This window comes from Pararhizobium sp. LjRoot238 (assembly GCF_964252955.1).
Classification (GTDB): Bacteria; Pseudomonadota; Alphaproteobacteria; order Rhizobiales; family Rhizobiaceae; genus Pararhizobium.
In genome coordinates this window covers 2992109-3019079 of the sequence record NZ_CAXUPP020000001.1, presented here as the reverse complement: position 1 = coordinate 3019079, position 26971 = coordinate 2992109, and the positions used below count along the sequence as shown (strand labels likewise).

At 61.8% G+C, this 26971-nt stretch carries 30 protein-coding genes; 14 read left to right on the top strand and 16 right to left on the bottom strand.

Translation table 11 applies throughout. From position 1 onward, the window contains the following. Positions 1-138 precede the first annotated feature (138 nt). Positions 139-1809, top strand: coding sequence for a M20/M25/M40 family metallo-hydrolase (locus tag ACSQ3F_RS14620; protein ID WP_436100881.1), 1671 nt, complete (start codon positions 139-141; stop codon positions 1807-1809). On the opposite strand, the gene ACSQ3F_RS14615 is transcribed toward ACSQ3F_RS14620, so the two are convergent. The 3 genes from ACSQ3F_RS14615 to ACSQ3F_RS14605 all read right to left on the bottom strand — a co-directional run bounded on the left by ACSQ3F_RS14615 (position 1806) and on the right by ACSQ3F_RS14605 (position 5344). Beyond that, on the bottom strand, positions 1806-3029 hold the full coding sequence (locus ACSQ3F_RS14615; protein WP_436100880.1) for a PLP-dependent aminotransferase family protein: 1224 nt from the start codon (positions 3027-3029) through the stop codon (positions 1806-1808). The genes ACSQ3F_RS14620 and ACSQ3F_RS14615 overlap by 4 nt on opposite strands. A gap of 594 nt (positions 3030-3623) precedes the next feature. Further along, positions 3624-4643 carry a ketol-acid reductoisomerase gene (gene ilvC, locus ACSQ3F_RS14610; RefSeq protein ID WP_436100879.1) on the bottom strand — a complete coding sequence of 340 codons (1020 nt, stop codon included), beginning with the start codon at positions 4641-4643 and terminating at the stop codon, positions 3624-3626. Between the two features lie 50 nt (positions 4644-4693). Further along, positions 4694-5344 carry a TetR/AcrR family transcriptional regulator C-terminal domain-containing protein gene (locus ACSQ3F_RS14605; protein WP_436100878.1) on the bottom strand — a complete coding sequence of 217 codons (651 nt, stop codon included), beginning with the start codon at positions 5342-5344 and terminating at the stop codon, positions 4694-4696. Between the two features lie 257 nt (positions 5345-5601). Between ACSQ3F_RS14605 and ACSQ3F_RS14600 the strand changes: the two genes are divergently transcribed. Next, positions 5602-6051: a hypothetical protein gene (locus tag ACSQ3F_RS14600; protein ID WP_436100877.1), complete on the top strand. Its 450-nt coding sequence runs from the start codon at positions 5602-5604 to the stop codon at positions 6049-6051. 20 nt (positions 6052-6071) lie between these two features. Beyond that, the gene (locus tag ACSQ3F_RS14595; protein ID WP_436100876.1) at positions 6072-6380 is read left to right on the top strand and encodes a hypothetical protein; all 309 of its coding nucleotides are present in this window, start codon (positions 6072-6074) and stop codon (positions 6378-6380) included. Positions 6381-6394: 14 nt separating this feature from the next. On the opposite strand, the gene ACSQ3F_RS14590 is transcribed toward ACSQ3F_RS14595, so the two are convergent. Both ACSQ3F_RS14590 and ACSQ3F_RS14585 read right to left on the bottom strand, forming a co-directional pair. Further along, on the bottom strand, positions 6395-7690 hold the full coding sequence (locus ACSQ3F_RS14590) for an NAD(P)/FAD-dependent oxidoreductase (protein WP_436100875.1): 1296 nt from the start codon (positions 7688-7690) through the stop codon (positions 6395-6397). A 121-nt stretch (positions 7691-7811) separates the two neighbouring features. Further along, complete coding sequence (locus ACSQ3F_RS14585; RefSeq protein ID WP_436100874.1) at positions 7812-8717, bottom strand: LysR family transcriptional regulator; 906 nt, start codon at positions 8715-8717, stop codon at positions 7812-7814. Positions 8718-8813: 96 nt separating this feature from the next. On the opposite strand from ACSQ3F_RS14585, the gene ACSQ3F_RS14580 reads away from it, so the two are divergent. Further along, complete coding sequence (locus ACSQ3F_RS14580; protein ID WP_436100873.1) at positions 8814-9875, top strand: SDR family oxidoreductase; 1062 nt, start codon at positions 8814-8816, stop codon at positions 9873-9875. 33 nt (positions 9876-9908) lie between these two features. Here the strand turns inward: ACSQ3F_RS14580 and ACSQ3F_RS14575 are convergent, their stop codons facing one another. Then, positions 9909-10373, bottom strand: coding sequence for an Lrp/AsnC family transcriptional regulator (locus ACSQ3F_RS14575; protein ID WP_436100872.1), 465 nt, complete (start codon positions 10371-10373; stop codon positions 9909-9911). A 173-nt stretch (positions 10374-10546) separates the two neighbouring features. On the opposite strand from ACSQ3F_RS14575, the gene ACSQ3F_RS14570 reads away from it, so the two are divergent. Both ACSQ3F_RS14570 and ACSQ3F_RS14565 read left to right on the top strand, forming a co-directional pair. Beyond that, positions 10547-11266 (top strand): aspartate/glutamate racemase family protein, encoded by a 720-nt coding sequence (locus ACSQ3F_RS14570; RefSeq protein ID WP_436100871.1) that lies wholly within the window; start codon positions 10547-10549, stop codon positions 11264-11266. 65 nt (positions 11267-11331) lie between these two features. Next, positions 11332-12273, top strand: a complete 942-nt coding sequence (locus ACSQ3F_RS14565; protein WP_436100870.1) for a bifunctional helix-turn-helix transcriptional regulator/GNAT family N-acetyltransferase — start codon at positions 11332-11334, stop codon at positions 12271-12273. A 23-nt stretch (positions 12274-12296) separates the two neighbouring features. On the opposite strand, the gene ACSQ3F_RS14560 is transcribed toward ACSQ3F_RS14565, so the two are convergent. Further along, positions 12297-13550: an FAD-dependent oxidoreductase gene (locus ACSQ3F_RS14560; protein WP_436100869.1), complete on the bottom strand. Its 1254-nt coding sequence runs from the start codon at positions 13548-13550 to the stop codon at positions 12297-12299. 84 nt (positions 13551-13634) lie between these two features. Then, positions 13635-14039 carry a winged helix-turn-helix transcriptional regulator gene (locus ACSQ3F_RS14555; protein ID WP_436100868.1) on the bottom strand — a complete coding sequence of 135 codons (405 nt, stop codon included), beginning with the start codon at positions 14037-14039 and terminating at the stop codon, positions 13635-13637. 157 nt (positions 14040-14196) lie between these two features. Here ACSQ3F_RS14555 and ACSQ3F_RS14550 point away from each other — a divergent pair, with 157 nt between their 5' ends. Further along, entirely contained in the window at positions 14197-15084 is an 888-nt protein-coding gene (locus tag ACSQ3F_RS14550; RefSeq protein ID WP_436100867.1) for an SDR family oxidoreductase, read from the top strand. A gap of 51 nt (positions 15085-15135) precedes the next feature. On the opposite strand, the gene ACSQ3F_RS14545 is transcribed toward ACSQ3F_RS14550, so the two are convergent. Continuing rightward, the gene (locus tag ACSQ3F_RS14545; RefSeq protein WP_436100866.1) at positions 15136-15888 is read right to left on the bottom strand and encodes a pyridoxine 5'-phosphate synthase; all 753 of its coding nucleotides are present in this window, start codon (positions 15886-15888) and stop codon (positions 15136-15138) included. 358 nt (positions 15889-16246) lie between these two features. Between ACSQ3F_RS14545 and ACSQ3F_RS14540 the strand changes: the two genes are divergently transcribed. Both ACSQ3F_RS14540 and ACSQ3F_RS14535 read left to right on the top strand, forming a co-directional pair. Next, positions 16247-17365, top strand: a complete 1119-nt coding sequence (locus tag ACSQ3F_RS14540) for a hypothetical protein (protein ID WP_436100865.1) — start codon at positions 16247-16249, stop codon at positions 17363-17365. A 282-nt stretch (positions 17366-17647) separates the two neighbouring features. Beyond that, positions 17648-18328 (top strand): MerR family transcriptional regulator, encoded by a 681-nt coding sequence (locus tag ACSQ3F_RS14535; protein WP_436100864.1) that lies wholly within the window; start codon positions 17648-17650, stop codon positions 18326-18328. 4 nt (positions 18329-18332) lie between these two features. Here the strand turns inward: ACSQ3F_RS14535 and ACSQ3F_RS14530 are convergent, their stop codons facing one another. Next, entirely contained in the window at positions 18333-19463 is a 1131-nt protein-coding gene (locus ACSQ3F_RS14530) for an ATP-dependent DNA helicase (RefSeq protein ID WP_037122384.1), read from the bottom strand. 215 nt (positions 19464-19678) lie between these two features. Here ACSQ3F_RS14530 and ACSQ3F_RS14525 point away from each other — a divergent pair, with 215 nt between their 5' ends. The 4 genes from ACSQ3F_RS14525 (at position 19679) to ACSQ3F_RS14510 (ending at position 22589) form a co-directional block, all read left to right on the top strand. Beyond that, a complete protein-coding gene (locus ACSQ3F_RS14525) occupies positions 19679-20779 on the top strand; it encodes an AbrB family transcriptional regulator (RefSeq protein ID WP_436100863.1) in 1101 nt (366 codons plus the stop codon). A gap of 106 nt (positions 20780-20885) precedes the next feature. Further along, positions 20886-21260, top strand: a complete 375-nt coding sequence (locus ACSQ3F_RS14520) for a COG4315 family predicted lipoprotein (protein WP_436100862.1) — start codon at positions 20886-20888, stop codon at positions 21258-21260. After that, positions 21244-21798: an RNA polymerase sigma factor gene (locus ACSQ3F_RS14515; protein ID WP_436100861.1), complete on the top strand. Its 555-nt coding sequence runs from the start codon at positions 21244-21246 to the stop codon at positions 21796-21798. Before ACSQ3F_RS14520 ends, ACSQ3F_RS14515 begins: the two co-directional genes overlap by 17 nt. After that, on the top strand, positions 21795-22589 hold the full coding sequence (locus ACSQ3F_RS14510; protein WP_436100860.1) for an anti-sigma factor family protein: 795 nt from the start codon (positions 21795-21797) through the stop codon (positions 22587-22589). Before ACSQ3F_RS14515 ends, ACSQ3F_RS14510 begins: the two co-directional genes overlap by 4 nt. Positions 22590-22648: 59 nt before the next feature. Here the strand turns inward: ACSQ3F_RS14510 and ACSQ3F_RS14505 are convergent, their stop codons facing one another. From ACSQ3F_RS14505 to ACSQ3F_RS14480, 6 genes are all read right to left on the bottom strand, one after another. Continuing rightward, positions 22649-23143 carry an SRPBCC family protein gene (locus ACSQ3F_RS14505; protein WP_436100859.1) on the bottom strand — a complete coding sequence of 165 codons (495 nt, stop codon included), beginning with the start codon at positions 23141-23143 and terminating at the stop codon, positions 22649-22651. Continuing rightward, positions 23140-23481, bottom strand: coding sequence for an ArsR/SmtB family transcription factor (locus ACSQ3F_RS14500; RefSeq protein ID WP_436100858.1), 342 nt, complete (start codon positions 23479-23481; stop codon positions 23140-23142). The genes ACSQ3F_RS14505 and ACSQ3F_RS14500 overlap by 4 nt, the downstream gene beginning before the upstream one ends. 153 nt (positions 23482-23634) lie before the next feature. Next, on the bottom strand, positions 23635-24024 hold the full coding sequence (locus ACSQ3F_RS14495) for a nitrile hydratase accessory protein (protein WP_436100857.1): 390 nt from the start codon (positions 24022-24024) through the stop codon (positions 23635-23637). Then, the gene (nthB, locus tag ACSQ3F_RS14490) at positions 23993-24652 is read right to left on the bottom strand and encodes a nitrile hydratase subunit beta (protein WP_436100856.1); all 660 of its coding nucleotides are present in this window, start codon (positions 24650-24652) and stop codon (positions 23993-23995) included. The genes ACSQ3F_RS14495 and nthB overlap by 32 nt, the downstream gene beginning before the upstream one ends. Further along, positions 24649-25278, bottom strand: a complete 630-nt coding sequence (gene nthA, locus ACSQ3F_RS14485) for a nitrile hydratase subunit alpha (protein WP_436100855.1) — start codon at positions 25276-25278, stop codon at positions 24649-24651. The genes nthB and nthA overlap by 4 nt, the downstream gene beginning before the upstream one ends. A 22-nt stretch (positions 25279-25300) precedes the next feature. After that, positions 25301-25894, bottom strand: coding sequence for a LysE family translocator (locus ACSQ3F_RS14480; protein ID WP_436100854.1), 594 nt, complete (start codon positions 25892-25894; stop codon positions 25301-25303). A 196-nt stretch (positions 25895-26090) separates the two neighbouring features. Between ACSQ3F_RS14480 and ACSQ3F_RS14475 the strand changes: the two genes are divergently transcribed. Next, positions 26091-26936 carry an aldo/keto reductase gene (locus ACSQ3F_RS14475; RefSeq protein ID WP_436100853.1) on the top strand — a complete coding sequence of 282 codons (846 nt, stop codon included), beginning with the start codon at positions 26091-26093 and terminating at the stop codon, positions 26934-26936. The last annotated feature ends 35 nt before the right edge of the window (positions 26937-26971 follow it).

Here is a 26971-nt window from a genome sequence, read left to right as displayed (position 1 = left end):
CTAATCTTTCATGTCATTATGACAGAAATATCAAGCAAATCTCCATATTATTGCCGTTTCGCTTCATCGACCGGCCCGCTAGTGTTCGTCAGCCTCATCAATGCAGGCCCCAGCCAGTCTCTCCAGAGGACCGACCCAATGCCATCCAACCGCCCCTCGACCATTCCCAATCCGCTGTCGCGCGCCGGCGAATTGTCCATTGAAATGACCCGTTGGCCAAGTGTGACGGAGAGCAATGACGAGGCTGCCTTTTCCGGGCGCCTGATGGCGTTGCTTGGCCAGACCGCCTATTTCAGGAAGCACCCGGAGCAACTGCTGGCGCTCGACAGCCACGGCGATCCGGTCCGGCAGAACGTGCTGGCGCTGGTGCGCGGCAAAGGCCGCCGCTGCCTCGTGCTGGCGGGGCATTTCGATACCGTCTCGATCGCCAACTACGGCTCGCTGGCGTCGCTTGCCTGCGAGCCGGAAGCGCTCACCAGGGCACTGATCGAGGAACTGTCGAACAAGGCGCGGAACCCGGCGGAGGACAAGGCGCTCACCGATCTGCTGAGCGGCGATTTCCTCGCCGGCCGCGGCTTGCTCGACATGAAGAGCGGCCTTGCCGCCGGCATCGCCGCGCTGGAACGGTTTGCCGAACTTGACGAGCCACCGGGCAACCTCCTGTTCGTCGCCACGCCGGACGAAGAGAACCAGTCGCGCGGCATGCGCTCCCTGCGCGACGCCCTGCCCGCCATCGCCGAAAAATTCGATCTCGACATCATCGGCGGCATCAACCTCGATGCCAGCGGTGACGATGGTGATGGAGCGGAAGGCCGCGCCATCTATTTGGGCTCGGTCGGCAAGTTCTCGCCCTTCGCCTTTGTCGCCGGCCGGCCGACCCATGCCGGCTACGCCTTCGACGGCGTCAGCGCCCATATGATCGGCGCCGAAATCATGCGCGCCATGGAGATGAACAGCGCCCTTTGCGACGAGGCCCATGGCGAGCTTTCACCCGCACCGGTCTGCCTGGAAGCCAAGGATGTGCGCCACGGTTACGAGGTCACCACACCCGCCCATGTCTGGCTGTCGTTCAACTGGCTGACGCACCGGCGCACGCCGGAAGATATTCTCAACGAATTCCGCGCACTGGTCGGTACCGCCATGCGCACGGCGCTCGAGGCGCAAACACACAATGCACGGCGTTTTTTCGAGCGCCAGGGCTCTGGCCACGCTATGGCGCTCGAGGGACAGGTATTGTCCTATGCTGAATTGCATAAACTGGCGGTCACCCATGGCGGGCAGGCTGCGGCCGACCGGCTGACGACCCTCAATCAATCCCCATCAGGCGGCGAGGATCCGCTCGCGGTTACCCGCCAGATCGTCGCTGCGACGCTTGCAGAGGCCGGGCTTGAAGGCCCGCTGGTCATTGTTGGCTTCTCCACCCTGCACTATCCGCGCGTCCATCTGGACAGCGCCGGAGAGGAAGGTCGTACCTTCGAACGGAACATGATGTTCGCCACGCAAAAATGCGCAGAACGGCATCGGACTAGCATCAAGGCCAAGCAGTTCTTCGCCGGCATATCCGACATGAGCTTCTTCGGGCATCGTCCGGCAATGGAGCAGACGCAGCTTCTGTCCAGCAGCACGCCGTGCTCGGCCTTCGTCGACAAGGCACCGGACGGGCTCTTGTCCTATCCGGTGGTCAATATCGGCCCATGGGGCCGCGACTATCATCAGAAATGGGAGCGCGTCCACATGCCCTATGCGTTCGACGTGCTCCCGGATGTGATCTTCGAGGCGGCCGTCGCCTGCCTCGAAGACAAGAGTTAGGCCGCCAGAGCTTCCTCGCCGATCAGCCCGCCGAGGCGGGAAATCCCCTCCTCGATCATCGCCTCGTCGGCGCAGGAGAAGCTGACGCGGCAGGTGTTGGCGCCGGAACCGTCGGCGAAGAATGCCTTGCCGGGCACGAAGGCGACCTTGGCGGTCGCCAGCGATTTGGCCAGCAGGTCGGCACCATCCATGCCGGCGGGCAAGGTCAGCCAGACGAACATGCCGCCCTCCGGCACCGTCCAGCTGACGCCGCTCGGCATGTATTTGGCCAAGGCGGCCAGCATGGCGTCACGCCGCTTGCTGTACACGGCCTTGAGCTTGGCCACCTGTTTGTCGAAGCCCCGCTCGGCAACGTGGCAGATTGCCATCTGATTGATGGTCGAGGAATGCAGGTCGGCCGCCTGCTTCATCAGCACGAGCTTGCGAATGACCGTGTTGGAGGCACAGACCCAGCCGACGCGCAGGCCAGGCGCCAGCGTCTTGGAGAAGCTGCCGCAGTAGATCGTGCGGGTTTCGTTGATCGAGCCGTTGCGGGCGATCTCGAGCGCCAGGATCGGCGGAACGGCTTCGCCGTCGTAACGCAGCGACTGATAGGCGGCATCTTCAATGACGGCGATGTCGAGTTCTTCCGCAAGCTCGAGAACCTTTTCACGCGCAGCCAGGTCGAGCGTTTCACCGGTCGGGTTGGCGAACTCGGCCGACATATAGGCGAACTTCACCCGGCCGCCGGCCTCAGTGGCCGCGTCGCGGTAGGCCTGCGGCGTGCGATTGCCGGACAGCGACAGCTGGTCGTAGGCGGGCTCATAGGCATTGAAGGCCTGCAGCGCGCCGAGATAGGTCGGCCAGGTCACCAGCGCCGTATCGTTCGGCGACAGGAAGAGTTTTCCGAGATAATCGAGCGCCTGCTGCGAGCCGGAGGTGATCAGGATGTTTTCCGGTTCGCAAGGGATGCCGATGGCAGCCATGCGACCGGCAAGCCACCGGCGCAGCGGCAGGTAGCCTTCACTGACCGAATATTGCAGGGCAGCACTGACGGCAGGTCCGCCGAAGATGTCGGCATAGGCAGCCTTGAAGTCCTCATCCGGAAACAGCGCCGGATCGGGGATGCCGCCGGCAAAGGAGATGATGTCTGGCCGGTCCAGCAGTTTCAGCAGTTCGCGGATTTCCGAAGCGCGCATCCGTGAAGACCGCGTCGCGAATATCTTTTCCCAATCGAGCATGGATGTTTCCTCAGATTATGATTTTGCCGGAACACAACACGACCGGCCTATTAAGTCAATAATACTGACCTATATATCGACGTTGAGCCACCTTTTCTCTGCTTATTCGGCTGACGGTGGGGCCAAAACAAGTCGACGACGGGTTACCCGGTCGTTCTCAGCGTAATGCGGGACGTGCGCGAAATGGCGCCAATTCGAAATGATGACAATTCATGAGGACAGGCACGGCGTTCAACAGCGATTTGATCGCGCCAACGGAGCTTACCGTCATTTACAAACACCGACCCGCGCGGCGACCGCCTCGTTATCGCCTTGGCGCCGCCCTACAGAAGATTGGATCAGGCCTCGTGGTGCCCAAACATGCTCAAAGCCAGCAGCAACACGATAGCACCGAGAATCAAGGCATCAAACAAGGCGAAATGGTAGAAGAAGGTCTCCATCACAGCATCCTCCCGCCAAACAGAATACTGCAAAAGCCTAAATGTTCCAAATATTACCGAATGACGACCGCCGACAAATGGAAACGCCGGAGATTTCTCTCCGGCGCTCAGTATAGAGAAAGTGCAACAGGCTAATATTGCTTTGCAGCAAAGGTTAGTTCTTCGCCTTGTCGACCAGCTTATTCTTGCCGATCCATGGCATCATGCCGCGGAGCTTGGCGCCGACTTCTTCGATCTGGTGGTTGTCGTTCATGCGGCGGATGCCCTTGAAGCGGGCAGCACCCGAACGGTATTCCTGCATCCAGTCGGAGGTAAACTTGCCGGTCTGGATGTCGTGCAGGACGCGCTTCATCTCAGCCTTTGTCTCAGCCGTGATGATGCGCGGGCCGGTGACGTATTCGCCCCATTCTGCCGTGTTGGAGATCGAGTAGTTCATGTTGGCGATGCCGCCTTCATAGATCAGGTCGACGATCAGCTTCACTTCGTGCAGGCATTCGAAATAGGCCATTTCCGGCGCATAACCGCCTTCAACCAGGGTTTCGAAACCGGCGCGGATCAGTTCGACCAGACCACCGCAGAGAACGACCTGTTCGCCGAAGAGGTCGGTTTCGCATTCTTCCTTGAAGTTGGTCTCGATGATGCCCGACCGGCCGCCGCCGACGCCGCAGGCGTAGGAGAGAGCGAGGTCAAGCGCGTTGCCCGAGGCGTTCTTCTCAACGGCAACGAGGCAGGGAACGCCGCCGCCCTTCTGGTATTCGCCGCGAACCGTGTGGCCCGGGCCCTTCGGCGCGATCATGACGACGTCGAGCGTTTCCTTCGGCTCGATCAGGCCGAAATGAACGTTGAGGCCGTGCGCGAAAGCGATCGCAACGCCGTCGCGGATGTTCGGGGCGATTTCGGCCTTGTAGATGTCGGCCTGCAGTTCGTCCGGGGTCGCCATCATGATGAGGTCGCCCCACTTGGCGGCGTCGGCAACGGTCATGACCTTGAAGCCGTCGGCTTCGGCCTTCTTGATGGTGGCCGAACCGGCCTTCAGCGCGATGACGACGTTGTTGGCGCCGGAGTCCTTCAGGTTCAGCGCATGGGCGCGGCCCTGCGAACCATAACCGACGATAACGACGTTCTTGGACTTGATGAGGTTGAGATCGGCATCACGATCGTAATAGACGCGCATTGTAATTTCCTTCCCTTTGCTTGTCTCTTCCAGATACTTCCGGCCATCCTCTAGGACTGGACCGAACCCATTTCACGGCCGTAGAGGCGAAGGAAGGCCGAAACCGCCCGCTCCGCTCTCCGTCCGAAATCCTTGGCCATCCGGCCGCTATCCTCACCGAGCAGCATGCGCAGATGCAGATCGGAAACAATCAGGCCATAAAGCGTGTCATAGGCCTCGTCACGGTCTTCGAACGCGAGAAGCCCGGCACGACGCCCCGCTTCCAGCAACGCCCCCGCCCGCTTGCCGACCTGCCGCCGGCCACGCTCCTGCAACATCGCTCCGAGCTTGGAGCCCTCCCGGCTCGCCTGCCCGATCGCCAGCCGGTTGAGCGCCAGCGACACGTCGCCGGCCAGAACCTCCAGCAGGTCGCGCGCGAAGAGAACCAGATGCTCCCGCAACGTCGCCGCAGTCAATATCCCGGCGTTATCTTCGAACGTACGGACCTTGCTCGCCTGGAAGCCGATCATCGCCGAAAGCAGGCCGTCGCGATCACCGAACCATTTGTAGAGGCTTTCCTTCGAACAGTTGGCCGCCCGCGCCACGCCTGCCGTCGTCAAGGCCTTCTCGCCGCCATCGACAAGCAACCGCAACGCGCTGTCCAGAACGGCGTTCTGGCGCGGCGAATAATCCGGCTGATGCGGGTGGGCGGCAAGCTGCAAAAATCCATCTCCATTCACAGTACCGTACGGTACGGTTCGCTGCTTATGCCGCAAAGCGGAAGGGCGGTCAAGGCTCCTCTTCTTCGCGAAGGAATTTGAGACCGGCTCTCCGAATATCGCGCCGCCGCCAAACGTATTGAAGGCAGCCAGAGACAAACCCCAAAATGGATCCCTGGCACCCGCCCACCCCGGTTCCGTTTCAAGACCGGCTCCGCTACTGTGCGGCTGCCGACATGCCCCCTCTTTCCGGAGTTTTCATGCTTTCCCTGAACAATGCCGCCATGCTCCTGACCGCTGCCCTGATGCTGATGCCCGTGTCGGCCGAGGCTCAATCCGATGAAGAGGTCTATAACCGGATCGAAGCCCTGCATGGCAATGCCGGAGATCTTGCCGAGCCCCTGTTGAGCCTGGTGGAAGCGATGGGCAACGGCGATGCGGCAACGATCGCCGGTCTCGCCGAATACCCGTTGCGGGTCGCTGCCAATAGCGAGAGCTATGACATTCAGAACGCCAACGATTTCATTGAAAATTTCGATGCCCTCGTCACGCCGGAGACACGCGAGGCCGTTGCAAATCAGAAATATGACCAGCTCTTCGTCAACAGCGACGGCGTCATGCTGGCAGACGGCGCGGTCTGGATGAGCGGCGTCTGCGACAACGACGATTGCAGTTCATCCCATTGGGCTGTGACCGGCATCAACAACTGAGACCGCTCGGGAGGAAAACCATGCGTCCGGAATTCATCGCGGCAGCGGCCGTTATCGCGCTTGCTACCGCGACCACAGGCTTTACCGCCGACACGGCGCCCTATGTCGGCACCTGGGATTGCGAGGTTTCGACCTTCACCTTTACCGGCGACGCATATGATGCGGGCGAAGGCCCGATGCCGATCCGCAAGGTCGAAAAGGTCGATGGCAACTACGTCCTGTCCTTCGACGACGGTTATCAGATCGGGCTGTCGGCTGTGACCGACACTTCGATGCAATGGCTCTCGATGGCGAGCGGCGATCAGTTCGAGTGCAAGCGCGTCAGATAGGGCACGGCACGCGCCTATTGCTCGGCGCCGCCTTGCGCCGGTCCATCGCGCATGGCCTCCTTTTGGGTAATCAGCCGCGCGCTGTGCTGGCCGCTGAGGTAGCTCCACAGCCAACTCCAGGCAACGGCGAAGCGGCTGCGCGTGCCGATGAGGAAGTAGATGTGGGCGATCCCCCATATCCACCAGGCGAGTGTCCCCTTCATTTTGAAGCGTCCGAAATCGATGATCGCCGACCGCTTGCCGATCGTCGCCAGGCTGCCCTGGTGGCGATAGCGGAAACCGGCAGGTTCCGTCTGGCCATTCAACCGGGCACGGATGACCTTTGCGACGAAGGCCCCCTGCTGCTTTGCCGCCGGCGCGATACCCGGTACCGGGGCACCGTCCTCCTGCAAGACCGAAGCCGTATCGCCGATGATGAAGATATCCGGATACCCGGGTGCGGTGAGGTTCTTCTCGACGATTGCACGGCCGGCACGATCCGCCTCGATGCCGAGCCATCGGGCGGCCGGCGACGCCTGAACCCCCGCGGCCCAGACCATCGTGCGACACGCAATGAAATTGTCATCTATCGTGACCCCGGCCTCAGTGCAGGACGTTACCCGCTGCCCGGTGCGCACTTCGACGCCGCGTTTTTCCAGCGCGCGATGCGCATAGGCCGATAGGTCTTCGGAAAATCCCGGCAGCACACGCGGCCCGGCCTCCACGAGGATAACCCGCGTCGTGCGCGTATCAATGCGCCGAAACTCCTCCGGCAGGGTGGAGTGCGCGAGTTCGGAGATAATACCCGCCAGTTCGACACCGGTAGGCCCGGCGCCGATGATGGTGAATGTCAAAAGCGCTTGGCGCACCGCCGGATCGGTTTCGACTTCCGCCCGCTCGAACGCGAGCAGCAGGCGCCTTCGAATGGTCGTTGCATCCTCCAGCGTTTTCAGACCCGGAGCGACCGCTTCCCACTCGTCTTTCCCGAAATACGTATGGGTCGCACCGGTCGCCAGCACCAGTGTGTCGTAAGATATACTTCCACCGTTTGTCAGCCTGATGGTTTTCGCACCCGCATCGACGTCGTCAACCTCGCCCAGAATCGTCGTCACCTCCGGCCTGTCGCGATATAGCCGGCGGATCGGCCATGCGATCTCCGAGGTCGCGAGCAGCGTCGTGGCCACCTGATAGAGAAGCGGCTGGAAAAGATGATGGTTCCGTTTGTCGACGAGAGTAATGTCGAGCGGCGCGCCTTTCAGGGCGCTGACAACCTGGAGGCCGCCGAATCCGCCTCCGACGACGACCAGATGATGACGGCTTGAGGCTGGCATGTGCAAATCTCCATTTCCGACCTCAATCTCTGCGCCCCGTTGCCCGGGCACAACTGCTCTGTCGGCATGGCAGCCCTGTTGAAAGACGCCGTCGCCAGCCGCATGACAGCCGCGCAAGACCTCAGCCGACCCGGCAGCGGGCAGCGAGGAAGTCGAGAAACACCCGAACCCGCGCCGGCATATGGCCGCCCTGGCCGAGAAAGACCGCGTGCACCTCTTCGCTGTCCGTCGCGGTGAAGGCCTCGAGCACCGGCATCAATGCTCCGCGGGCGAAATCTTCCCGCGCCTGAAAGTCGGCAAGACGCGCCAGCCCTGCCCCGGCAAGCGCAAGCTCACGCAATGCTTCCCCGTCGCTCGCCTGGATGCTGCCGGCCGGCTTGATCGTCAGGTTTACGCCGCCATCGACGAAAGGCCAGCCGCCGGTGGCGCGCACATAATTGGGTCCGAGCAGATTGTGATTTTGCAGGTCGTCGGGATGGCGCGGCATGCCGATGCGATCGAGATAGCCGGGCGCCGCAACGATGTGCATTTTCACCGTTCCGAGCTTGCGCGCCATCAGCGCCGAGCTTTTCAGCGGTCCCGCCCGAACCGCGACATCGGTGCGGTCTTCCAGGAGATCAACGACACTGTCGGTCAGGGACAGGTCCAATGAGACATTCGGATAAAGCGCCATGAAGTCCGGAAGCACCGGCAACAGGATATGACGCCCGAAGGGAATGTTGCAACTGACACGAACCCGCCCGCTCGGGCTGTCGCCCAGAGCGGCGGCGCTCTCGGCCTCATCCAAATTCGCCAGAACCCGCACGCCATGCTCATAGTAGCGGCAGCCTTCCGGCGTCAGTTGCAGTTTGCGGGTCGAACGGTTGACAAGCCGCGCATTCAGCCGCGCCTCCAGCCGCGAGACCAGCTTGCTGACCGCCGACGGCGTCATGGCGAAGTGGCGGGCGGCGGCCGAAAACCCGCCGAGATCGACGACCCGCACGAACACTTCCATCTCGCCCGAGCGGTTGACGTCCAGCCGTGCCATTGTGACTTCACCTCACAAATCCTGTGCTTATCCGCTGTCTAGTTCAGAAATCGCGCCGCGTCCATATCTCGTCCATCAAGGCATCAGGAGATCATCATGCGTGACCAGCACAAAACCGCCCTCATCGTCGGCGCGAAGGGCGTCATCGGCGGCAACCTCGCCCGCCATCTCGAAACATTGGAGGATTGGTCGATCATCGGCCTGTCCCGCCGCGGTGGCGTTTCAACCGGGAAAATCCGGCATATCTCGGTAGACTTGCTCGAGCCTGCCGATTGCGCGAAGAAACTTGGCGATCTCACTGAAGTGACTCACATTTTCTACGCCGCCTATCAGGATCGCCCCACCTGGGCGGAACTGGTCGAGCCCAATCTTGCCATGCTGGTCAACGTCGTCACCGCTATAGAGCGCGTGGCGCCGAACCTTGAACATGTCAGCCTGATGCAGGGCTACAAGGTCTACGGCGCCCATCTCGGGCCCTTCAAGACTCCCGCCCGCGAAGACGAAGACAACCATATGCCGCCGGAGTTCAACATGGACCAGCAGGCCTTTCTGCAGCGCCAGCAGCAGGAAGGCAAATCCTGGACCTGGTCGGCGCTGCGCCCCTCCGTCGTCATCGGCACCGCCACCGGCAACCCGATGAACCTTGCGATGGTGATCGGTCTCTACGCCTCCATGTCGAAGGAGCTTGGCCTTCCCTTGCGTTTCCCCGGCAAACCCGGCGCCTATGACACGCTGCTCGAAATGACCGATGCCGGACTGCTTGCCAGAGCGACCGTCTGGGCCGCCACCAACCCGCAATGCGCCAATCAGGCCTTCAACATCACCAATGGCGATCTCTTCCGCTGGAACGAGGTGTGGCCGAAGATAGCCCGCTTCTTCGAGATGGAAACCGCCGCTCCTCTCCCGATGTCGCTCAACGTCGTCATGGCGGACAAGGCCCGGCTCTGGAAGGAGATGAAGGAAAAATACAGCCTCGCCGACCATCCTTATGAAGCCGTTTCGTCCTGGGGTTTCGGCGACGCGGTGTTCAGCTGGAATTACGACTTCTTCGCCGACGGCACCAAGGCGCGCCGGCTTGGATTTCATGACTATGTGCAAACTGACGAGATGTTCCTGTCGGTCTTCCGTGAGATGCAGGAGCAGCGGATCATCCCGTGACAATTGACTGGGTAAGGCGGTGAGTTCCTCGGCTCACCGCGCGTAGTCCACCGGCACCGCCATCCCGCTCTTCAGCACCTCCATCGAGATCGAGGCCGAGACGTCGAACAGTTCGACCTTGCGGACGATCTGCTTGTAGATCACGTCGTAATGCTCGACACGCGGCAGCACGACTTTCAGGATGTAGTCGTAATTGCCGGTCAGCCGGTGCGCCTCGACGATCTCTGGAATGTCGGCGATCACCTTGCGGAAGATGTCGATCCAGTCGTCGGAGTGGTGAGCGGTCTTGATGAGGGCGAAGACGGTTGTCGGCACGCCCATTTTGTCGCGATCGAGCACCGCGATCCGGCGGGCGACATAACCGGCCTCCTCCAGCCGCTGAATGCGCCGCGAGCCGGCGGAGAGCGACAGGTTCACCTTTTCAGCGAGGTCGCCGACCGAAAGGCTGGCGTCCTCCTGCAACAACGACAGAATCTTCCGGTCTCTTTCGTCCAGCACGCCCTGCACTCCTCTGTTGCTTAACGCAGACAAGATAAATTTGCGCCAAGTTTTAAAACAATGCAAAAAATACGCGCAAACTCTCACAATGTCACGGAACAAAGCGAACACTTTCCGCGCGGTCTCAGCGACAATCCCTTCGTCAGAAAACAAGGCGGAACAGGAACAGCCCCATGCGCAAGATCGGCCTCATCGGTGGAATGAGCTTTGAAAGCTCGGCAGTCTACTATCGGATGATCAACGAGGCCGTGCGCGAGCGCCTTGGCGGTCTGCATTCCGCCGAAGTCATGCTGCATTCCGTCGACTTCCAGACAATCGTCGACCTGCAGAAGGCCGGCCGCTGGGATGATGCCGCCAAGCGCCTGTCGGAGGTCGCACAGGGCCTGGAAGCTGCAGGCGCTTCCTGCGTGCTGATCTGCACCAACACGATGCACCTGATCGCCGACGAGGTTCAGTCGTCGATCACCGTTCCGCTGCTCAACATCATCGACCAGACCGCCGCATCGATGAAAGCCGCCGGCATCAAGCGCCCGCTGCTTCTGGCGACGCGCTACACGATGGAGCATGGCTTCTACACCGGCCGTATGGCGACGCATGGCATCGACGTCATGGTTCCGAACGCCGAGGACCGCACCCTCGTGCATGACATCATCTTCAACGAGCTCTGCGCCGGTGCCGTCCTCGACACCTCCCGCCAGGCACTGATGAAGGTCATCGAGCACGCCAAACATGAAGGCGCTGACGCGATCATCCTCGGCTGCACCGAGATCTGCCTGATCCTCGACCCGCACAAGTTGCCCTTGCCGGGCTTCGATTCCACTGCGATCCATGCCGAAGCAGCCGTCGATTTCGCGCTCGCGGGTGTATCCCAGCGCGACCAGCAGGCGGCCTGACTTTGCCTCTATTTATTTGACTAAGTCAACTAAATCATGGCAATCTTCCAAACAGGGAGATTGCCATGAACACACACGCGACCTTGCATGATCAGAAGCCGGCCGACCGCATCGAGACCGTGCGAGCCTTCAACCGCTTCTACACCAATCAGCTCGGCCTGCTCGGCCGCGCCTTTCTCGACAGCCGGTTTACGCTGACCGAAGCGCGGATCATCTACGAGCTGGCGGCTAGGCCCGGTCTGCCGGCGAAAAAGCTGATCGAGGAACTGCATCTCGACCCCGCCTATCTCAGCCGCATCCTGAAGAAATTCCGCGGTGACGGGCTCTTGACCACGCGCCCCGACCCGCAGGACCAGCGCAGCCAGCTGCTTGAACTCACCACTGAGGGGCTTTCTGAGGCCCGCGTCCTTGCCGTCCGCTCCCGCCAGGAGATCGCGGCCATGCTCTCGGCCCTCAACGCCACACAGCAAGAGATCATCGCCACGGCCATGGGCCGGATCGAAACGCTGCTTTCGACAGCGTCGGCCAAGGACTTCATCCTTCGTCCGCACCAGCCCGGCGACATCAGCTGGGTTCTCGGCCGCCAGACGAAGCTTTACATCGAGGAATATGGCTGGAACGGCGAATATGAAGGGCTGGCGATGCAGATCGCCGCCGATTTCATCCAGAATTTCAAACCCGGCCGCGAGTTCTGCTGGATCGCGGAAGCCGACGGGGAGATCGCCGGTTCGGTGTTTCTGGTCGATGCCGGCGGCGGCACCGCCAAACTGCGGCTGCTCTATGTCGAGCCCTTCGCCCGCGGCCTCGGCATCGGCCGGGCGCTGGTTCGCCAATGCGTCGCTTTTGCCCGTGATGCCGGCTACGAAACGCTGATGCTGTGGACCAACGACGTTCTCGTCAGCGCCCGGAGGATCTACGAGGCGGAGGGTTTCGCCCTTGTCCATGAGGAAAGGCATCACAGCTTCGGAAAGGATCTGAACGGCCAGACCTGGCAGCTCAGTCTCTAATATCCGCAGCGACCGAGCTGATCCTACGCCATGCCGCTGAGCAGGCTGAGGTCCTCTTGCCACTTGCGTTCCGTCAGGCCGGCGGGGCCAAAGGGATCGATCAGCGTACCGGCGACGATCGAAGCGAGGAGCGCCGGCATCGGCGGCACCTTGGCAATGGTGGAAACCAGCCGGTCGCGCACCCAGGCGATCACGCTGGAATCCGACTGGTAGAAGGGCGTGAAAGCGAGCGACAGCAGTTGGAACAGCCGCACGTGATTGCGGCGCGCCCGGGCATAGGCCGCAAGCGCCGACGGGAGATCGGCACAGCTTACCAGCGCGTGGCTGAGCGCCGCCGCATCGAGCAGCGCCATATTGGCACCCTGCCCCAATTGCGGGCTGGTCGAGTGGGCGCTGTCGCCGATGAAGACCAGCCGCTCCGAAAAGGGCGGCTGGGCGGTCCGGTGCGCGTAGCGCGCCAGCGTCAGCTGATCCCAATCCTCGATCTGGTCGAGAAACGACACGCAGTCTGGCCAATAGTTGCGGATGATCGTTTTCCACCGATCGAGCCCGGCCGCCTTGACCTCGTCGACGTCGCCGACCTTCAGGCTCCAGAAAAACGCCACACGATGAGGCTCGCCGACCTGCGCCCGGCCGGTCGGCAAGAGACCGATCATCACCTTGGCCTTGTCGTAACGCTGAGACAAAGCCCGTCGATCATATGCCCCACCCTGCCCATCGAGCGTTGCCCAGAAGGCGCCATAGGTCATCTCGCGAATGGCAGGCGCGGTAACGGATTTGGCAGCCAGCACGGAGCGCGCACCGCTGGCGTCGATCACCAGATCGTAGTCGCCAACCTCCACGCCTTCCGCATTTTTCAGCACGGCACGATCGCCGCGCGTCTCCACTGACGCCAGATTCACGCCGGTGCGTATCCTGATGCCGTCAACAACGACCGCATCGTGCAGCGTATTGAAGAGCGCCGCCCGCTGCACCGCAAGACCATATCGCCCGCCGGGTGCTGCGTCGTAACGCACATCAAGCACCGTGCGCCCGCTGGTGGCATCGGCACCGTGCAGCCGGTCGATCCGGCTACCGAGGGATTGGATGGTTTCGAACAGCCCGAGCGCCGCGAGAACGGTGAGGCCTGTCGGCTGCATCAACAGGCCGGATCCGACCGGTGCCGGCGCCTCGAAGCGCTCAAGGATTTCGACGCGGTGACCGGCGCGCGACAGGAACAGTGCCGCGGCAAGGCCTGCCGGTCCGGCTCCCGCCACGCCAATATCGAGCTGTTTCATCAATGCCTTCCAGATATCGTCCCCATCGACATCTGTAGCAGCCTGCGCCGCGAACCGTAAAGCGCGGCAAGCGCGGTCACATCGTCACGCGGCTGCGTCATATTCCGCCCGCGCCGCCCGGATCGCATCATGATGCTTCACCGACCAGTCGACCAGCCCCTTGACCAGCACGAGGAAGGACTGTCCCAGCGGCGTCAGCCGGTATTCGACGCTCGGCGGCTGGGTCGGAAAGACCTCGCGGCCGATATAGCCGTCGCGCTGCAGGTCGCGCAGTGTCTGGGTCAGCATGCGCTGGGAGATATCGGGGATCAGCCGGCGCAGCGCCGAAAAGCGCATCGGTCCGTCGGCCAACGCCAGGATCATCAGCGTGTTCCACTTGCCGCCGATATTGTCGATGACATCGCGCACCGGACAATCCTGCCCCTTGAACACCATGCCTGCGAAGACGATGACCTGTTCGCCCTCAGCCTTGCTGCTCATCTTGTTCATGGGCCGGTATCCTTCACGTAACCACCGCAGAAAAAACTGCCTCCTTTACATCCGCTTGTCGATAACGAAATAAGAGACGGTCTCATTTGGGAACCATATCTCAAACAGGATGCACCGGCAACAAACCGGGCGCCGTTTGACAAGCAAAGGAATGATCATGTCCGAAACCCTCCTCGTCACCGGCGCCGCCGGCCAGCTCGGCCGCCTCGTCCTCGATGAACTCCTCGCCTCCGGCAAGGTCTCGTCGGCCAACATCATCGCCACCAGCCGCGATGCCGCCAAGCTCGCCGACTATGCCGCCAAGGGCGTCCAGACCCGCTCGGCGGATTTCGACGATGCCGCTTCGCTGGAAGCCGCCTTCAGGGGCGCCGACCGCATCCTGATCATCTCCACCGACGCACTGGACGAAGCCGGCAAGCGCCTGCGCCAGCACCAGACGGCCGTGGCAGCCGCGCAGAAGGCGGGCGCCAAGCATATCCTCTACACGTCGATGCCAAACCCGGAAACCCCGGTTATCCCCTTCGCGCCCGACCACCTCGGCACCGAAAACGCGATCAAGGCGACAGGCATCCCTTACACGATCCTGCGCAATGGCTGGTACATGGAAAACCTGTTCCTGGCACTGCCGCACGCGCTCGCCGATGGCAAATGGTACACCGCATCCGGCGAAGGCCAGCTTGCCCATGTCGCGCGCGCCGACATTGCCAAGGCGACAGCCGCGGCGCTTGCCTCCGGCGCGACTGAAAGCGCGACCTACACGCTGACCGGCGAGACCAAGCGCACGGTGAACGAGATCGCTGCCATCGTGTCGAAGGTCACCGGCAAGCCGCTTGACGTCGCGCATGTCACCGACGAGCAGCTCGCAGGCGGGCTGAAGGCCGCCGGTCTCCCGGATTTCTTCATCCCCATCATCGTCTCCTTCGATACCAATACACGCGAAGGCCACATCGATATGGTCACCGGCGATGTCGGCACGCTTTCCGGCGAGAAGCTGACGACGCTCGAAAGCTTCCTCGAAGCCAGCAAATCGGCCCTTCTCGGCTGATGAATGAAGGGCTCCGTGCGAACGGAGCCCTTTTAGTAACCGCGCGAGCTCTCAGATATCTTGGCCGCAGGCGCGGCAAAAGCGGCGGACGGTTTCCGCCATGCCGTATTCCAGGGCATCCGCTGTCAAACCGTGGCCGATCGAGACCTCGGCGAGGTTCGAAATCCGTGCCGCCAGCGCCGGCAGGTTGGCGACCGTCAGGTCGTGTCCGGCATTGACCTCAAGGCCAAGTTCAGTTGCAAGATCAGCCGTGCGCCCAAGCTCTTCCAGAAGCACGGCACCGCGTTCAGGATCATCGTAACAGCCGCCATAGGGGCCGGTGTAGAGCTCGATCCGGTCGGCGCCGGTCTCCTTGGCGATCGTCAGCGCCTCGAGGTCCGGATCGCCATCGGCAAACAGCGACACCCGAAAACCATTCTTCTTCAGGCGCCCGACGACATTGCCGAGCAGATTGTGGTTCTTGCGGAAGTCCCAACCGTGGTCCGACGTCGCCTGCGCCGGATCGTCCGGGACCAGCGTCACCTGCTCGGGCTGATGGCGCTCGACAAGTTCCAGGAACTCCTCGTTCGGAAAACCTTCCATGTTGAATTCGGCCTGCGGATAAAGATCGTCGATCAGGGCGCGGATCGGGGCGAGATCGGAGAAACGGATATGCCGCTGATCCGGACGCGGATGCACCGTCAGGCCGCTTGCGCCGGCCTCTAGCGCAATTTGCCCCAGCCCCGGCACCGATGGCCAGGGAAGGTCTCGCCGGTTGCGAAGCATGGCGATCGCGTTCAGGTTTACCGAGAGTTTCGCAGGCATTTCAGCACTTTCGATGGGAGATTGCGTCGTAGCGTTTCTAGCGGTTCCTTGTTCGGCCCGCAACAAACCGGCAACCCCGAAAGTGTACCCGTCACAATAAACCGCGGGCCTGCTTCGCCGGGCTATTTCATATGAACTCAAGTTTAATGATTGGAGCACCTGACAAACCAGGAAAAGTTCGGTTTAATGCAGACTCAAGTACAAGCTATAAGCTCCCGGTTGGTGAGCGGCGGTGCTGAAATCCCACGGAAAGACCCAAGCTGGAACCTATGAGCCTTCGTTTTTGCCGCGACATCACCGAATCGACTATCGCTCCGGACAGTGGAGCGCCGGCATCGGTGTGTTTTGGGAGAACGCGTTGACGGACGAGCACGAAAGGCCGAACGACCGTGCCATCCGCCATGCCCTGCACAGCGTTCTATCGAGCGCCCAGTTCGCACGCTCGGAGCGACTGCGCGCCTTCCTGAAATATGTCGTCGAAAGGGAAATCGAAGGCAACGGCCACCAGTTGAAAGGCTATGCGATCGGCATCGACGTCTTCGACCGGCCGCAGGCCTTCAACGCCGATAGCGACCCCCTTGTGCGCGTCCATGCAGGCAAGCTGAGAAAACTGCTCACGGCCTACTATGCCGGGGAAGGCGCCGGCGACACGTGGCGCATCGATATTCCGAAGGGCACCTATGTGCCTGACTATCTGCGCCAGTGTGTAGCAGCGCCCGCGCAGACGGAAGCGGAACGCCTGCCGGTACAGCCGCGTAGGGCCGCCTCCCGCCGGGTTCCCTGGCTGCCGGCTCCGCTGTCCTCGCCCATGGCTCTGCTTTCCGCACTGCCGCTCCTGATTTTCGTGCCCTTGTCCTCACCCGCCATGAGTGTCAATATCCCGGCGCAGTCGCGTCTGCACGATGCGGTCCTGGAGCGCAAATTCGCCAACGACCTTCCAAAGATAACCGTGCAGTCGCAATGGCCGCGCACGAACAGGGCCGCACGCTTTGCCGATGCGTTTCGTACCGCCGCGTCGCACTACCGGACAATCACCGCCGTGCCCGGCACCGTGCTTTGGCAACAGCCGCGACCGGCTGCGCGCGACCCGCTGTCGTTCACGATTTCCATCTCTGAGCAGAAATCGCCATCCGGTCTGCGGATTCTGATCACGCATGACGCTACCTCCGAAACGCTGCACGACGGGTTTCTTGACGAGGCGCGAGTCGCCGGAGAAGCGGACATCCTGTATGAAAGCCTTGCCCTTGCTGCAAAGACTTTGGCTGCCGACGGCCACATCTTCCGCTATGCGAGCGGTACTGCAATCGACAGCCCGCTGATGAAATGCATGGTGCTGACAGACACCTATCGGCATCTGCAGACGCGAGAATCCTTTCATGAGGCCAAGGCCTGCCAGGAAAAACTGTCGGCCGATCATCGCCGCAAGCTGAACTTCGTCATAAGCGCCGGCGCGCTGCCCTCGACGCTCATTCGCTAGCCGCCTGAAGCGCGCGGATTCGGTCAAAAACCCCAGATTTCATCCCTAATGTTACGGGGCTATGCATTTTCCCGTCCCGCGTGTATTCTGACCAGGCAAGCGGGATAAAGGCCAAGTCGCTCGTCAGGCAGGCACAATAGTCGCGAGTTTCCATCCCCGGTGGATGGTGTGCATGACATGGAGGGCACATGGGGGCAACTGCCGCGTCATTTCGATGCGTAACCGGCAGATTGCGATCTCCAGGAATTCTCCCGCGCTGACCAGCGAGGGGCCGTCCACACGATGCCACAACAGTCGAAGACCATCCATCCTGCACCGGGCAACCGAACGGTTTCCGGCTTCCTGCCGCATCTGCCGTTGCCGGGAGCCATTCCCGACAACCACGTCGCCATCGCCGACATGGCGGACGCCTTCGGCGTCACGCACCGCACGTTGCATTTCTACGAGGAGAAAGGCCTGCTGACGGCCGACAGAATGGGGCCGATGCGGGTCTACGGCCTTGAGGACATCCGGCGGATGGCCGTCATCAACGCCTGCCGCGAGATCGACATGCCGATCGCCGAAATCCAGGACCTCATGCTCGCGCTGACGGCTTGCGAAAGCCAGGATGAGGCCGCACGGATATTCGAGAATGCGCTCAATGCGCGCAAGCGGGAACTGGCAGCGCAGCAATCGATCCTGCGGCGCCAGATGCAGCGGGTCAGCGAACTCCTGGAATCGGCCGCGGATGGCGATGCCACCGGGCGTGCCGCCGTTGCCCCCATCCATCTGTCCCCGATCGAAGCGAAGTGTCTTGCCTTGATGGCCGAAGGTTATCCGGCAAACCGCATCGCCAGCCTGATGGACATGGACCTGATCGCTGTCCTGACGCTTGAATCCGACATCATCCGCAAATTCAACGGCCACCACCGCTTTCAGGCGGTCGCCAAGGCGGTGTTGATGGGCTTCGTTTCCGCCGAGTGAACCGTCAGCGCACGATCGTCAGGGTTTCGGCAGCTCGTGTGATCGCCGTATAGAGCCAGCGTTCGCGTGTATCGCGGAAGGCCCAGCTCTCGTCGAACAGGACGACGTCATTCCATTGCGACCCCTGAGCCTTGTGCACCGTCAGCGCATAACCGTAGTCGAACTCGTCGTAGCGCTTGCGCGTTGACCACGGAATTTCCCCTTCGACATCCTCGAAGGCGGTTTTCAGGAGCTTGATCTTGGCGGCGCCGCGATCCATGTCGTCGTCTTCCGGCCGGATCATCAGGTTGATGCCGGGCTTCACGGTCTCCTTGGACGACGTCATCACCTGCCAGAGCGAGCCGTTGAGCAGCCCTTTTGCCGGGTCGTTGCGCAGGCAGACGAGCTTGTCGCCGGATTGCGGATAGTCGGTTGAGAACCCCTTGAGCTCGCGCAGACGCATATTGTAGCGCCGCCGCGTCTTGTTGGTGCCGACGAGCACCTGGTCGGCATCGAGCACCAGGCTCTGCGTCACTTCGTTCTTCGAAATCACTTTGGCCGTGGTGCCATAGTCGCCATGCATGATCTCCTTGCCTTCACGCACATGCATGGCAAGCTGGATGATCGGATTGTCGCGCGCCTGGCGGTGAATGTCCGTCAGCAGGTAATCCGGCTCCTCATTGGTGAAGTAGCCGCCGCCGGACACCGGCGGAAGCTGGCCGGGATCGCCGAGCACCAGGATCGGCGTCCCAAAGCTCATCAGATCCTTGCCGAGCGCCTCGTCGACCATCGAGCACTCGTCGACGATGATCAGCGCCGCCTTGGCAACGGGCGACTGCCGGTTGATGGCAAACATCGGCGCGATCGAGGTCTTGCCGGTCTCCTCGTCGGAGACCTCCTCCTCGCCGCGCGGCCGATAAATCAGCGAATGGATCGTCCTGGCGTTGGTCGCCCCCTTGGAGCGCAGCACCTGAGCGGCCTTGCCGGTGAAGGCGGCAAACAGCACATCGCCATCGACGTGCTCGGCGAAATGGCGCGCAAGCGTGGTCTTGCCCGTTCCGGCATAGCCGAACAGCCGGAAGAGCGGCGAACGCCCTTCCTTCAGCCAGCGCGAAACGGCCTTGAGGGCCTCATCCTGTTGCGGTGCGAATTCCATCGCCGATCTATTGCCCGATTCGCGCCGGCCTGTCGCCCGCCTTCCGGCAGCGGCCCGAGGGTCGCAGCAGCCTAGCCCGGCAAAAAATACCCCGAACAGCCAGATACCGCAAGAAACTGCCACACGCCCCACGTATCGCACTGACACCGCCCATGATAATAAACCGTCGGCATCCTCGCCGGGTGCCGTCTGTTGTGAAATCCGAAAGTAACGATGTGAAGCCTGATCCCTCGGAAGACCCGTTTGCTGCCATAGCCTCGGGCATCGGCCGCTGGAGCAGCGCGTTGCAATGGGGCTTTCTGCTCCTTCTCTCGGCAATTCTCGCGGGGGGCCTCGAACTCACCGGCATTCCCGCGGCGCTCCTGATCGGGCCGATGGCTGCCGGCGCCGTCGTCGGCATGAACGGCGGCACCATCCGCGTGCCGCGCCCGGCGCTTCTTTGCGCCCAGGCGCTGATCGGCACGATGATCGCCGAGACCATCAGCCCCGGCATTCTGGGCACCTTCTTCGCCAACTGGCCGCTGTTTCTCGCCATCGTCGCCTCCGTCATCGCCATGAGCACGCTCAGCGGCTTCGTCATGAGCCGGCTGAAGATCCTGCCGGGAACGACAGCGATCTGGGGCTCGTCGGCGGGTGCGGCGACATCGATGCTGGTCATGGCCGATGCCTACGGCGCCGACATCCGGCTCGTCGCCTTCATGCAATATCTGCGTGTGGTCTTCGTGGCCGCCGCCGCCTCGCTGGTGGCGCGCTACTGGGCGGAGGTCGACGCGGCGGGACCGGAGATCATCTGGTTCGGACCGATCCATCTGATACCCTTTCTCGAAACCGCAGCCGTTGCCGTTGTCGGCGGTTTTCTCGGCAAATGGCTGCGCGTACCGGCCGGCGTCTTCCTCCTGCCCTTCCTGCTCGGCTCCGTGCTCAGCGTCACCGGCGTGCTGACGATCGAAATCCCCGAATGGCTGCTTGCCATCAGCTATGCCATGCTCGGGTGGAACATCGGTCTTGGCTTTAGCCGCCCGATCCTCGCTCATGCCCGCCGCGCGCTGCTGCCGACCATAGGCTCCATCCTGGCGTTGATGAGCTTTTCCGGCCTGCTCGCCTTCATCCTCGTCGAGACGGTCGGTATCGATCCCTTGACCGCCTATCTTGCCACCAGCCCAGGCGGCATGGATTCGATCGCCGTCATCGCCGCTTCCAGCAAGGTCGACGTGTCCTTCGTCATGGCGCTGCAGACGGCGCGGCTGCTGCTCGTCATGGCCGTCGGCCCGTCGCTCGCACGTTTTGTCGCCTCAAAGGCCCCACCGCCGCGATAAGTTTTTCCGAAATGGCGGGAATAAGAAGCGGCCCGGATGGGTCTTACGTTGGAACCGGCTGAAAACGGCGGTTCGTTCGGAACGATTTCAAAAGAGGATACATCCAATGAGATTTCTGCCGCTCGTCACAGCCTTTTCCATCGTGGGCGCCGCCTCCGCCTTTGCTGCTCCCCCAGTCCAGACCGTTGAAACCGACAAGGGCAAGGTCATCGCCGCGGAAAACGGCATGACGCTCTACACCTACAAGAAGGATGAAAAGGGCGAATCCTATTGCTATGATAAATGCGCTACCAACTGGCCACCCTACCTCGCTGAAGCATCAGCAGCGGCCGAAGGCGACTATACGCTGGTCGAACGCAAGGATGGCAAGAAGCAATGGGCTCTGAAAGGCATGCCGCTCTATTTCTGGGGCAAGGATAAGAAAAAGGGCGACGCAACCGGTGACGGCGTAGGGAGCATCTGGGATGCCGCACGCCCCTGATGAGGGTTCTCGCGCGAAGGGGGGTATCCCCCCTTCGGCGGAGACGTTTGAAAACCAGGTCCTGTCGTTGGTGCCGTCGCTGCGCCGCTATTCCCGCAGCCTTGCCAAATCCGACAGCGACGGCGAAGACCTGTTGCAGGATTGCGTCGAAAAGGTGCTTGTCCGCCGCGGCCAGTGGCGCGGCATCAACCTTCGCGCCTGGGCTTTTACGATCATGACCAATCTCTACCGAGACCGCCACCGCCGCTTCAATCAGCATCCATCCGTCGAACTCGACGAGACGCTGGGTTTGATGGCGGAGGATGTTTCGGGCGATCCGCTGGAAAAGACGCGGTTGCAGCAGGCGCTGAACGCGCTGACGCCGGACTATCGCGCTGTACTGATGCTCGTGGTTGTCGAGGGTTATGCCTATCAGGATGTCGCCGACCTGCTGTCGATCCCGATCGGCACCGTTATGTCGCGCCTGTCGCGGGCACGGCGGCAGATGGCCGCGCAACTTGCTGAGGACAATATTGTTACGCTGCGGAGACCGAAATGACAGACAAACACACCCCGGTCACCGAAGCCGAACTGCATGCCTTCGTCGATGGACGTCTCGAGGATGACCGCCGGCATCAGGTCGAACTCTGGCTGAAAGACCACCCGGACGAGGCCGCCGAGGTTCAGCAATGGCAGGCGCAGGCCAAGGACCTGAAGGTCGCGTTTTCGAGCTATGCCCGTTTCGGCCAAAACGATCACGCCCTCCTGGATCCCAAGGCGCAAGCCGGGATGCCGACGCCCTTCTGGCGGAGAGCTGGCCTGCTTGCCGCATCGCTCCTGCTTTTCTTGTCCGGCGCTGTGGCAGGTATCTATGCCGACAGGTTCTACGGTGCCCCCCCTCCGGTCGAAACTGCCTCGACGCTCGAAAGCCTGCCCGGCCAGTCGAGAACGGCCTTTCTCGTCTATGCCAGCGAAAAGCGTCATCCGGTCGAGGTCGGCGCGGACGAAGAGGCACATCTGGTCACCTGGCTCGGCAGACGCCTCGACTACAAACTCGTCGCGCCCGATCTCCGCTCCCAGGGTTTCTCGCTTGTCGGCGGCAGGCTTGTGCCCGTCAATGGCCGGGCCGGAGCGATGCTGATGTATCAGGACGCCACCGGGCAGCGGCTCACAGTCCTTCTCGGCAAGAACCCGGAAAACGGCGAAACCAGCTTCCGATTCGAATCCTCCGGGTCCGTTGAGACATTCTACTGGATAGACGGCGAGATCGGCTACGCGGTCACCGGTGAAGTCACCCGCGCAAAACTGCAGGCGATCGCCGAGGAATGCTACCGGCAGTTCGAGAGCTAATCGCTTAACGGGAGCATCTATGGGAAAGGGCAGGATACAGAAGCACCCTGCCTTCCCGCTCAGGCTGCCTTCTTGTTCAACTCCGGCAGCATCTTCTCGAGGCGGTCGTAGCTTGCGGCGACGCCCGATTCCATCGGCGACTTCAGGACGGCATCGCGGGCGGCGGCGGACGAATAGAGGATCGTCGTGGTGACCGTCGTTTTCCCGGCCGTCTCGACGAAAGTCGTCGTCACATCCGCCTCGCCACCCGTCCAGTCCTCGTCGAAAAGCTCGGTATGGACGATGCGCCTCGGCGCGTCGATCTCGCGGTAGGTACCGCCCATGCCCATGTCGACACCGTCGGAATTCCGGCGCCAGACGTAGCGGAAGCGTCCGCCGACCCTCAGGTCAATTTCGCAGACCGGCATTTCCCAGCCATCCGGACCCTTCAGCCAGCGCTTGACCTGTTCCGGCTTGGTGAAGGCGTCAAAGACCAGTTGGCCCGGCGCATCAAACGACCGTGTCATGACGATGCCGCGCGCGCCATCGGCGGTGATTTTCAGAACCCGTGTCATTTGTCCTCTTCTCCCTGCGTTGCGACGCCCGGTTGAATGGCCTTCATTTCGTCCAGCAAGGCGTCGAGGCGCTGGAACTGGCCTTCCCAGAAACGACGATAGTTTTCGAGCCATGCGGTCGCCTCCGACAACGGCTTGGCCTCCAGCCGGCATGGCCGGCGCTGCGCGTCGCGGCGGCGTGAAATCAGGCCGGCGCCTTCCAGCACCTTCAGATGCTTGGAAATCGCCGGCTGGCTCATCGAAAACGGCGCTGCAAGCTCCAGCACCGAAGCCTCTCCGGAGGCCAGACGCGCGAGAATGGCCCGGCGTGTCGGGTCGGCAAGAGCAGCAAACGTCATGTCCAATTGATGAGTGGCTTGCATTTCAATAACCAATCAGTTCCAAAACTATTTAGTTATGTATAAATGCAGAGCCAGCACCTTGGCAAGCCCACTTTCTGCGAGTTTCTTGCTGCAACAGACATGTTGCTGATTGAACGGGGAAAATTCGCCTCAACGGGCGGGATCGTTTTCCAGAAGGATCGGCTGGCCGTGCGGCGTCGCTTCCGCCGCTCTCTGCCAGCTTTGCGTCAGTTGGTCGAGCTGCGCCTCTGACGTGATCGACAGCTCCGTCACCAGGCGCGACAGGGCCGCAACCCAGCAATCGAAATAATCGCTGCCATCCGCTTGGCGGCCCGGCCGGTAAAGCTCCTGCGACAGCACCTCGGCCCATTCGCTCCAGGAAAACACGCCCTTCTCATGCAGGCGCACGGTGATGGCGAAGGCCTCGGCCTGCCATGGCTCGGCAAAGACCGGATCGCCCTGCGGCGACTTCGGCATTTCCGGCGAGCCCGCCAGAAGGTCTGCAGGTTCATGCGCGTTCAAGATAACTCTCCCAGGCATCGATCGACACCGTCAGCGACGGATCGGCGCCCTCGCCCCAGATTTCGCTAGCGTCGAAGACAACCGTATAGACCCATTGCGGGTTTTCGCCCTTGCCGTGCGCATTGTCGTCTGGAAAGACGAACGAGCCCTGCACTGCCTCGACAACCCCTGTCTTGGCGCGAGCATAGCGCGGCAACCGCGTATGGGTCTCAGGATTAAAATTCCTGGTCCGCACCTGCTGGCCAACAGCGAACAACGGAGCATCCGCCACGGGCCGGTCGCACGGACCGCCCTTTGCCAGCACGCCGGGCACCATATCCTCCGTCAAAATCCGCTTCGGCTTCCGGCCCTTTTCCAACATTTGGCCTTGCGCCAGTTCCTCGGCAGAGACGAAACCATGCCGTTTCAGCAATGTCTCCAGTGCCCGAATCCAGATTTCATAGTAGCTGGCAGAGAGATAGATAGCCGGCCGCAGGCTTTCGCGGGCATGCCGGCTTTCATCGATCGTCCAGGCGCCGAAGGCGCCGCAGGAGAGCGTCAGCCCGAGCGCGCGCTTTTCCCATTCCGCATGAAAATAGGGCTCGTCAGATTCCGGCGCGACCGGGCCGAGACCGTGCTGGCCGCCGAGATCCTGGGCGCCGTTCATCGTGCGTCTCCCACTTGTTTCGCCAGGCCCGTTCCGATCATCGAATCGCGTGTCACCAGATCGGCAAGCGCCTCCTGATCGAGCCCTTCCGTTCCCTCCGGCCGCTCCGGAATGACGATGTAACGCAGCTCCGCCGTCGAATCCCATACGCGGATTTTCTTGGTCTCAGGCAGGGTTAGCCCGAATTCCTCAAGTACGCCGCGCGGATTGATCACCGCGCGTGAACGGTAAGGCGGCGCCTTGTACCAGACAGGCGGGAGGCCAAGCACCGCCCACGGGTAGCAGGAGCACAGCGTGCAGACGACAAGATTGTGCGTCTCCGGCCTATTGAACACCGCCCGCATATGTTCGCCCTGTCGTCCTGTGTAGCCAAGGCTTTCGATCGCCGCCGTCGCATCGCGGGCCAGCCAATCGGCAAAATCCGGCTCGCTCCAGGCCTTGGCGACGACGCGGGCACCATTGCGCGGTCCGATCTTGGTCTCGTAAGTCTCGACGATCGCATCGATCGCCGCCGGATCGATCAGCCCCTTCTGCGTCAGCACCGTCTCCAGTGCCTTTACCCGCGCCTGCATATCGGAGAAATGATTGTCGTGGTGGTCATGGTCATCGTGGGAGTGAGAGGTCATGGCTTTGATCCCGCTATCCTGTTCATTTCAACATCGGCCAAAGGCTGACGACGAGCAAGACCGCCATGGTGATATTGAACCACTTCAATCGCACCGGCTCGGACAGCCATTGCCTCAGTGCCGAGCCGAAACCGGCCCAGGTCGAGACGCTCGGCACGTTGACGATCGCGAAGACGATGCCGACGAAGACCACGCTGGCGAGATAGCTTTGCTCGCTGGTATAGGTCGCCATCGCCGTCACCGCCATCACCCATGCCTTCGGATTGATCCACTGGAAGGCGGCGGCTTGCAGGAAGGTCATCGGCACCGCGTTGGCCTTCCCTTCGGACAAGGTCCGCGACGTCCCGATTTTCCAGGCGATCCAGACGAGATAGGCGCCGCCTGCGAATTTCAGCGCGGTATAAAGCAGCGGCACGGAATGCAAGAGCGCGCCAAGGCCGAGACCGACGGCAATCAGCAGCGACAGGAAGCCGGCGCCGATGCCGAACATGTGCGGGATGGTGCGGGCAAAGCCGAAATTCACCCCCGATGCGAAGAGCATCATGTTGTTCGGCCCCGGCGTGATCGATGTCGTGAAAGCAAAGAGAAACAACGCCAGAAACGTGTCGGCCTGCATGGAATCCTCCCGAAATTTTAAGTCAATCTAGCTGACCTATCGGTGAGGACCACCCGAAACTTGTCACCGTGACAAGAAGCAGGAACAGTCAGCGGTGTAGTTTTGACACACGGTCTTTGCGCGGCCACGATACGCCTTAAATGAGACACCGACCGTTCGTACGACTGGGCCGACCTGCGGCCGAAAGAGGATCCCGATGCACGACGCCATTCCGACCACGACCTTCCCCAACGGCAGGACTGTTCCCGTCATCGGCCAGGGCACGTGGCATATGGGCGAGCGCAAGGCGAGCGCCGTCGAGGAGGCCAAGACCCTGCGGCACGGGCTCGACCTCGGCATGACGCTGATCGATACGGCGGAAATGTATGCGGATGGCGGCGCCGAGCGGGTCGTGGCCGAGGCAGTCAGGGGCCGGCGCAGCGACGCCTTCGTCGTCAGCAAGGTTCTGCCCACCAATGCCAGCCGCGATGGCACCATAAAAGCCTGCGAGGCGAGCCTGAAACGGCTCGGCACCGACCACATCGACCTCTATCTGCTGCATTGGCGCGGCCGTTACCCGCTTTCGCAAACGGTGGAAGCCTTCGAGACGCTGCGGCAGGCGGGCAAGATCGGCGCCTGGGGCGTCTCCAATTTCGATTCCGACGACATGGAGGAACTGTTCGCCGTGCCGCACGGCGGCAACGTGGCCACCAATCAGGTGCTCTACAATCTCAACCACCGCGGCATCGAATACGATCTCGTGAAGGACAGCCAGACCCGCGGCATCCCGATCACGGCCTATTCACCACTCGACGAAGGCCGGCTCCTGCGCCACCCGGAATTGATCCACATCGCCAAGGCGCATCAGGCGACCGTCGCCCAGATCGCCCTTGCCTTCCTCATCCGCAATCCGGGTATCATCGTCATCCCCAAGACCGGCATGCCGGAACGGGTGCGCGAAAACCGGGCGGCTGTGGAGGTCCATCTGACGGACGATGATCTGGTGATGCTCGACAGGGTCTTTCCGCCACCTCGGCGAAAAGTGCCGCTGGAGGTGATCTGAACGGGACGCCGGCGCTCAACGTCGCCGGCGTTCCG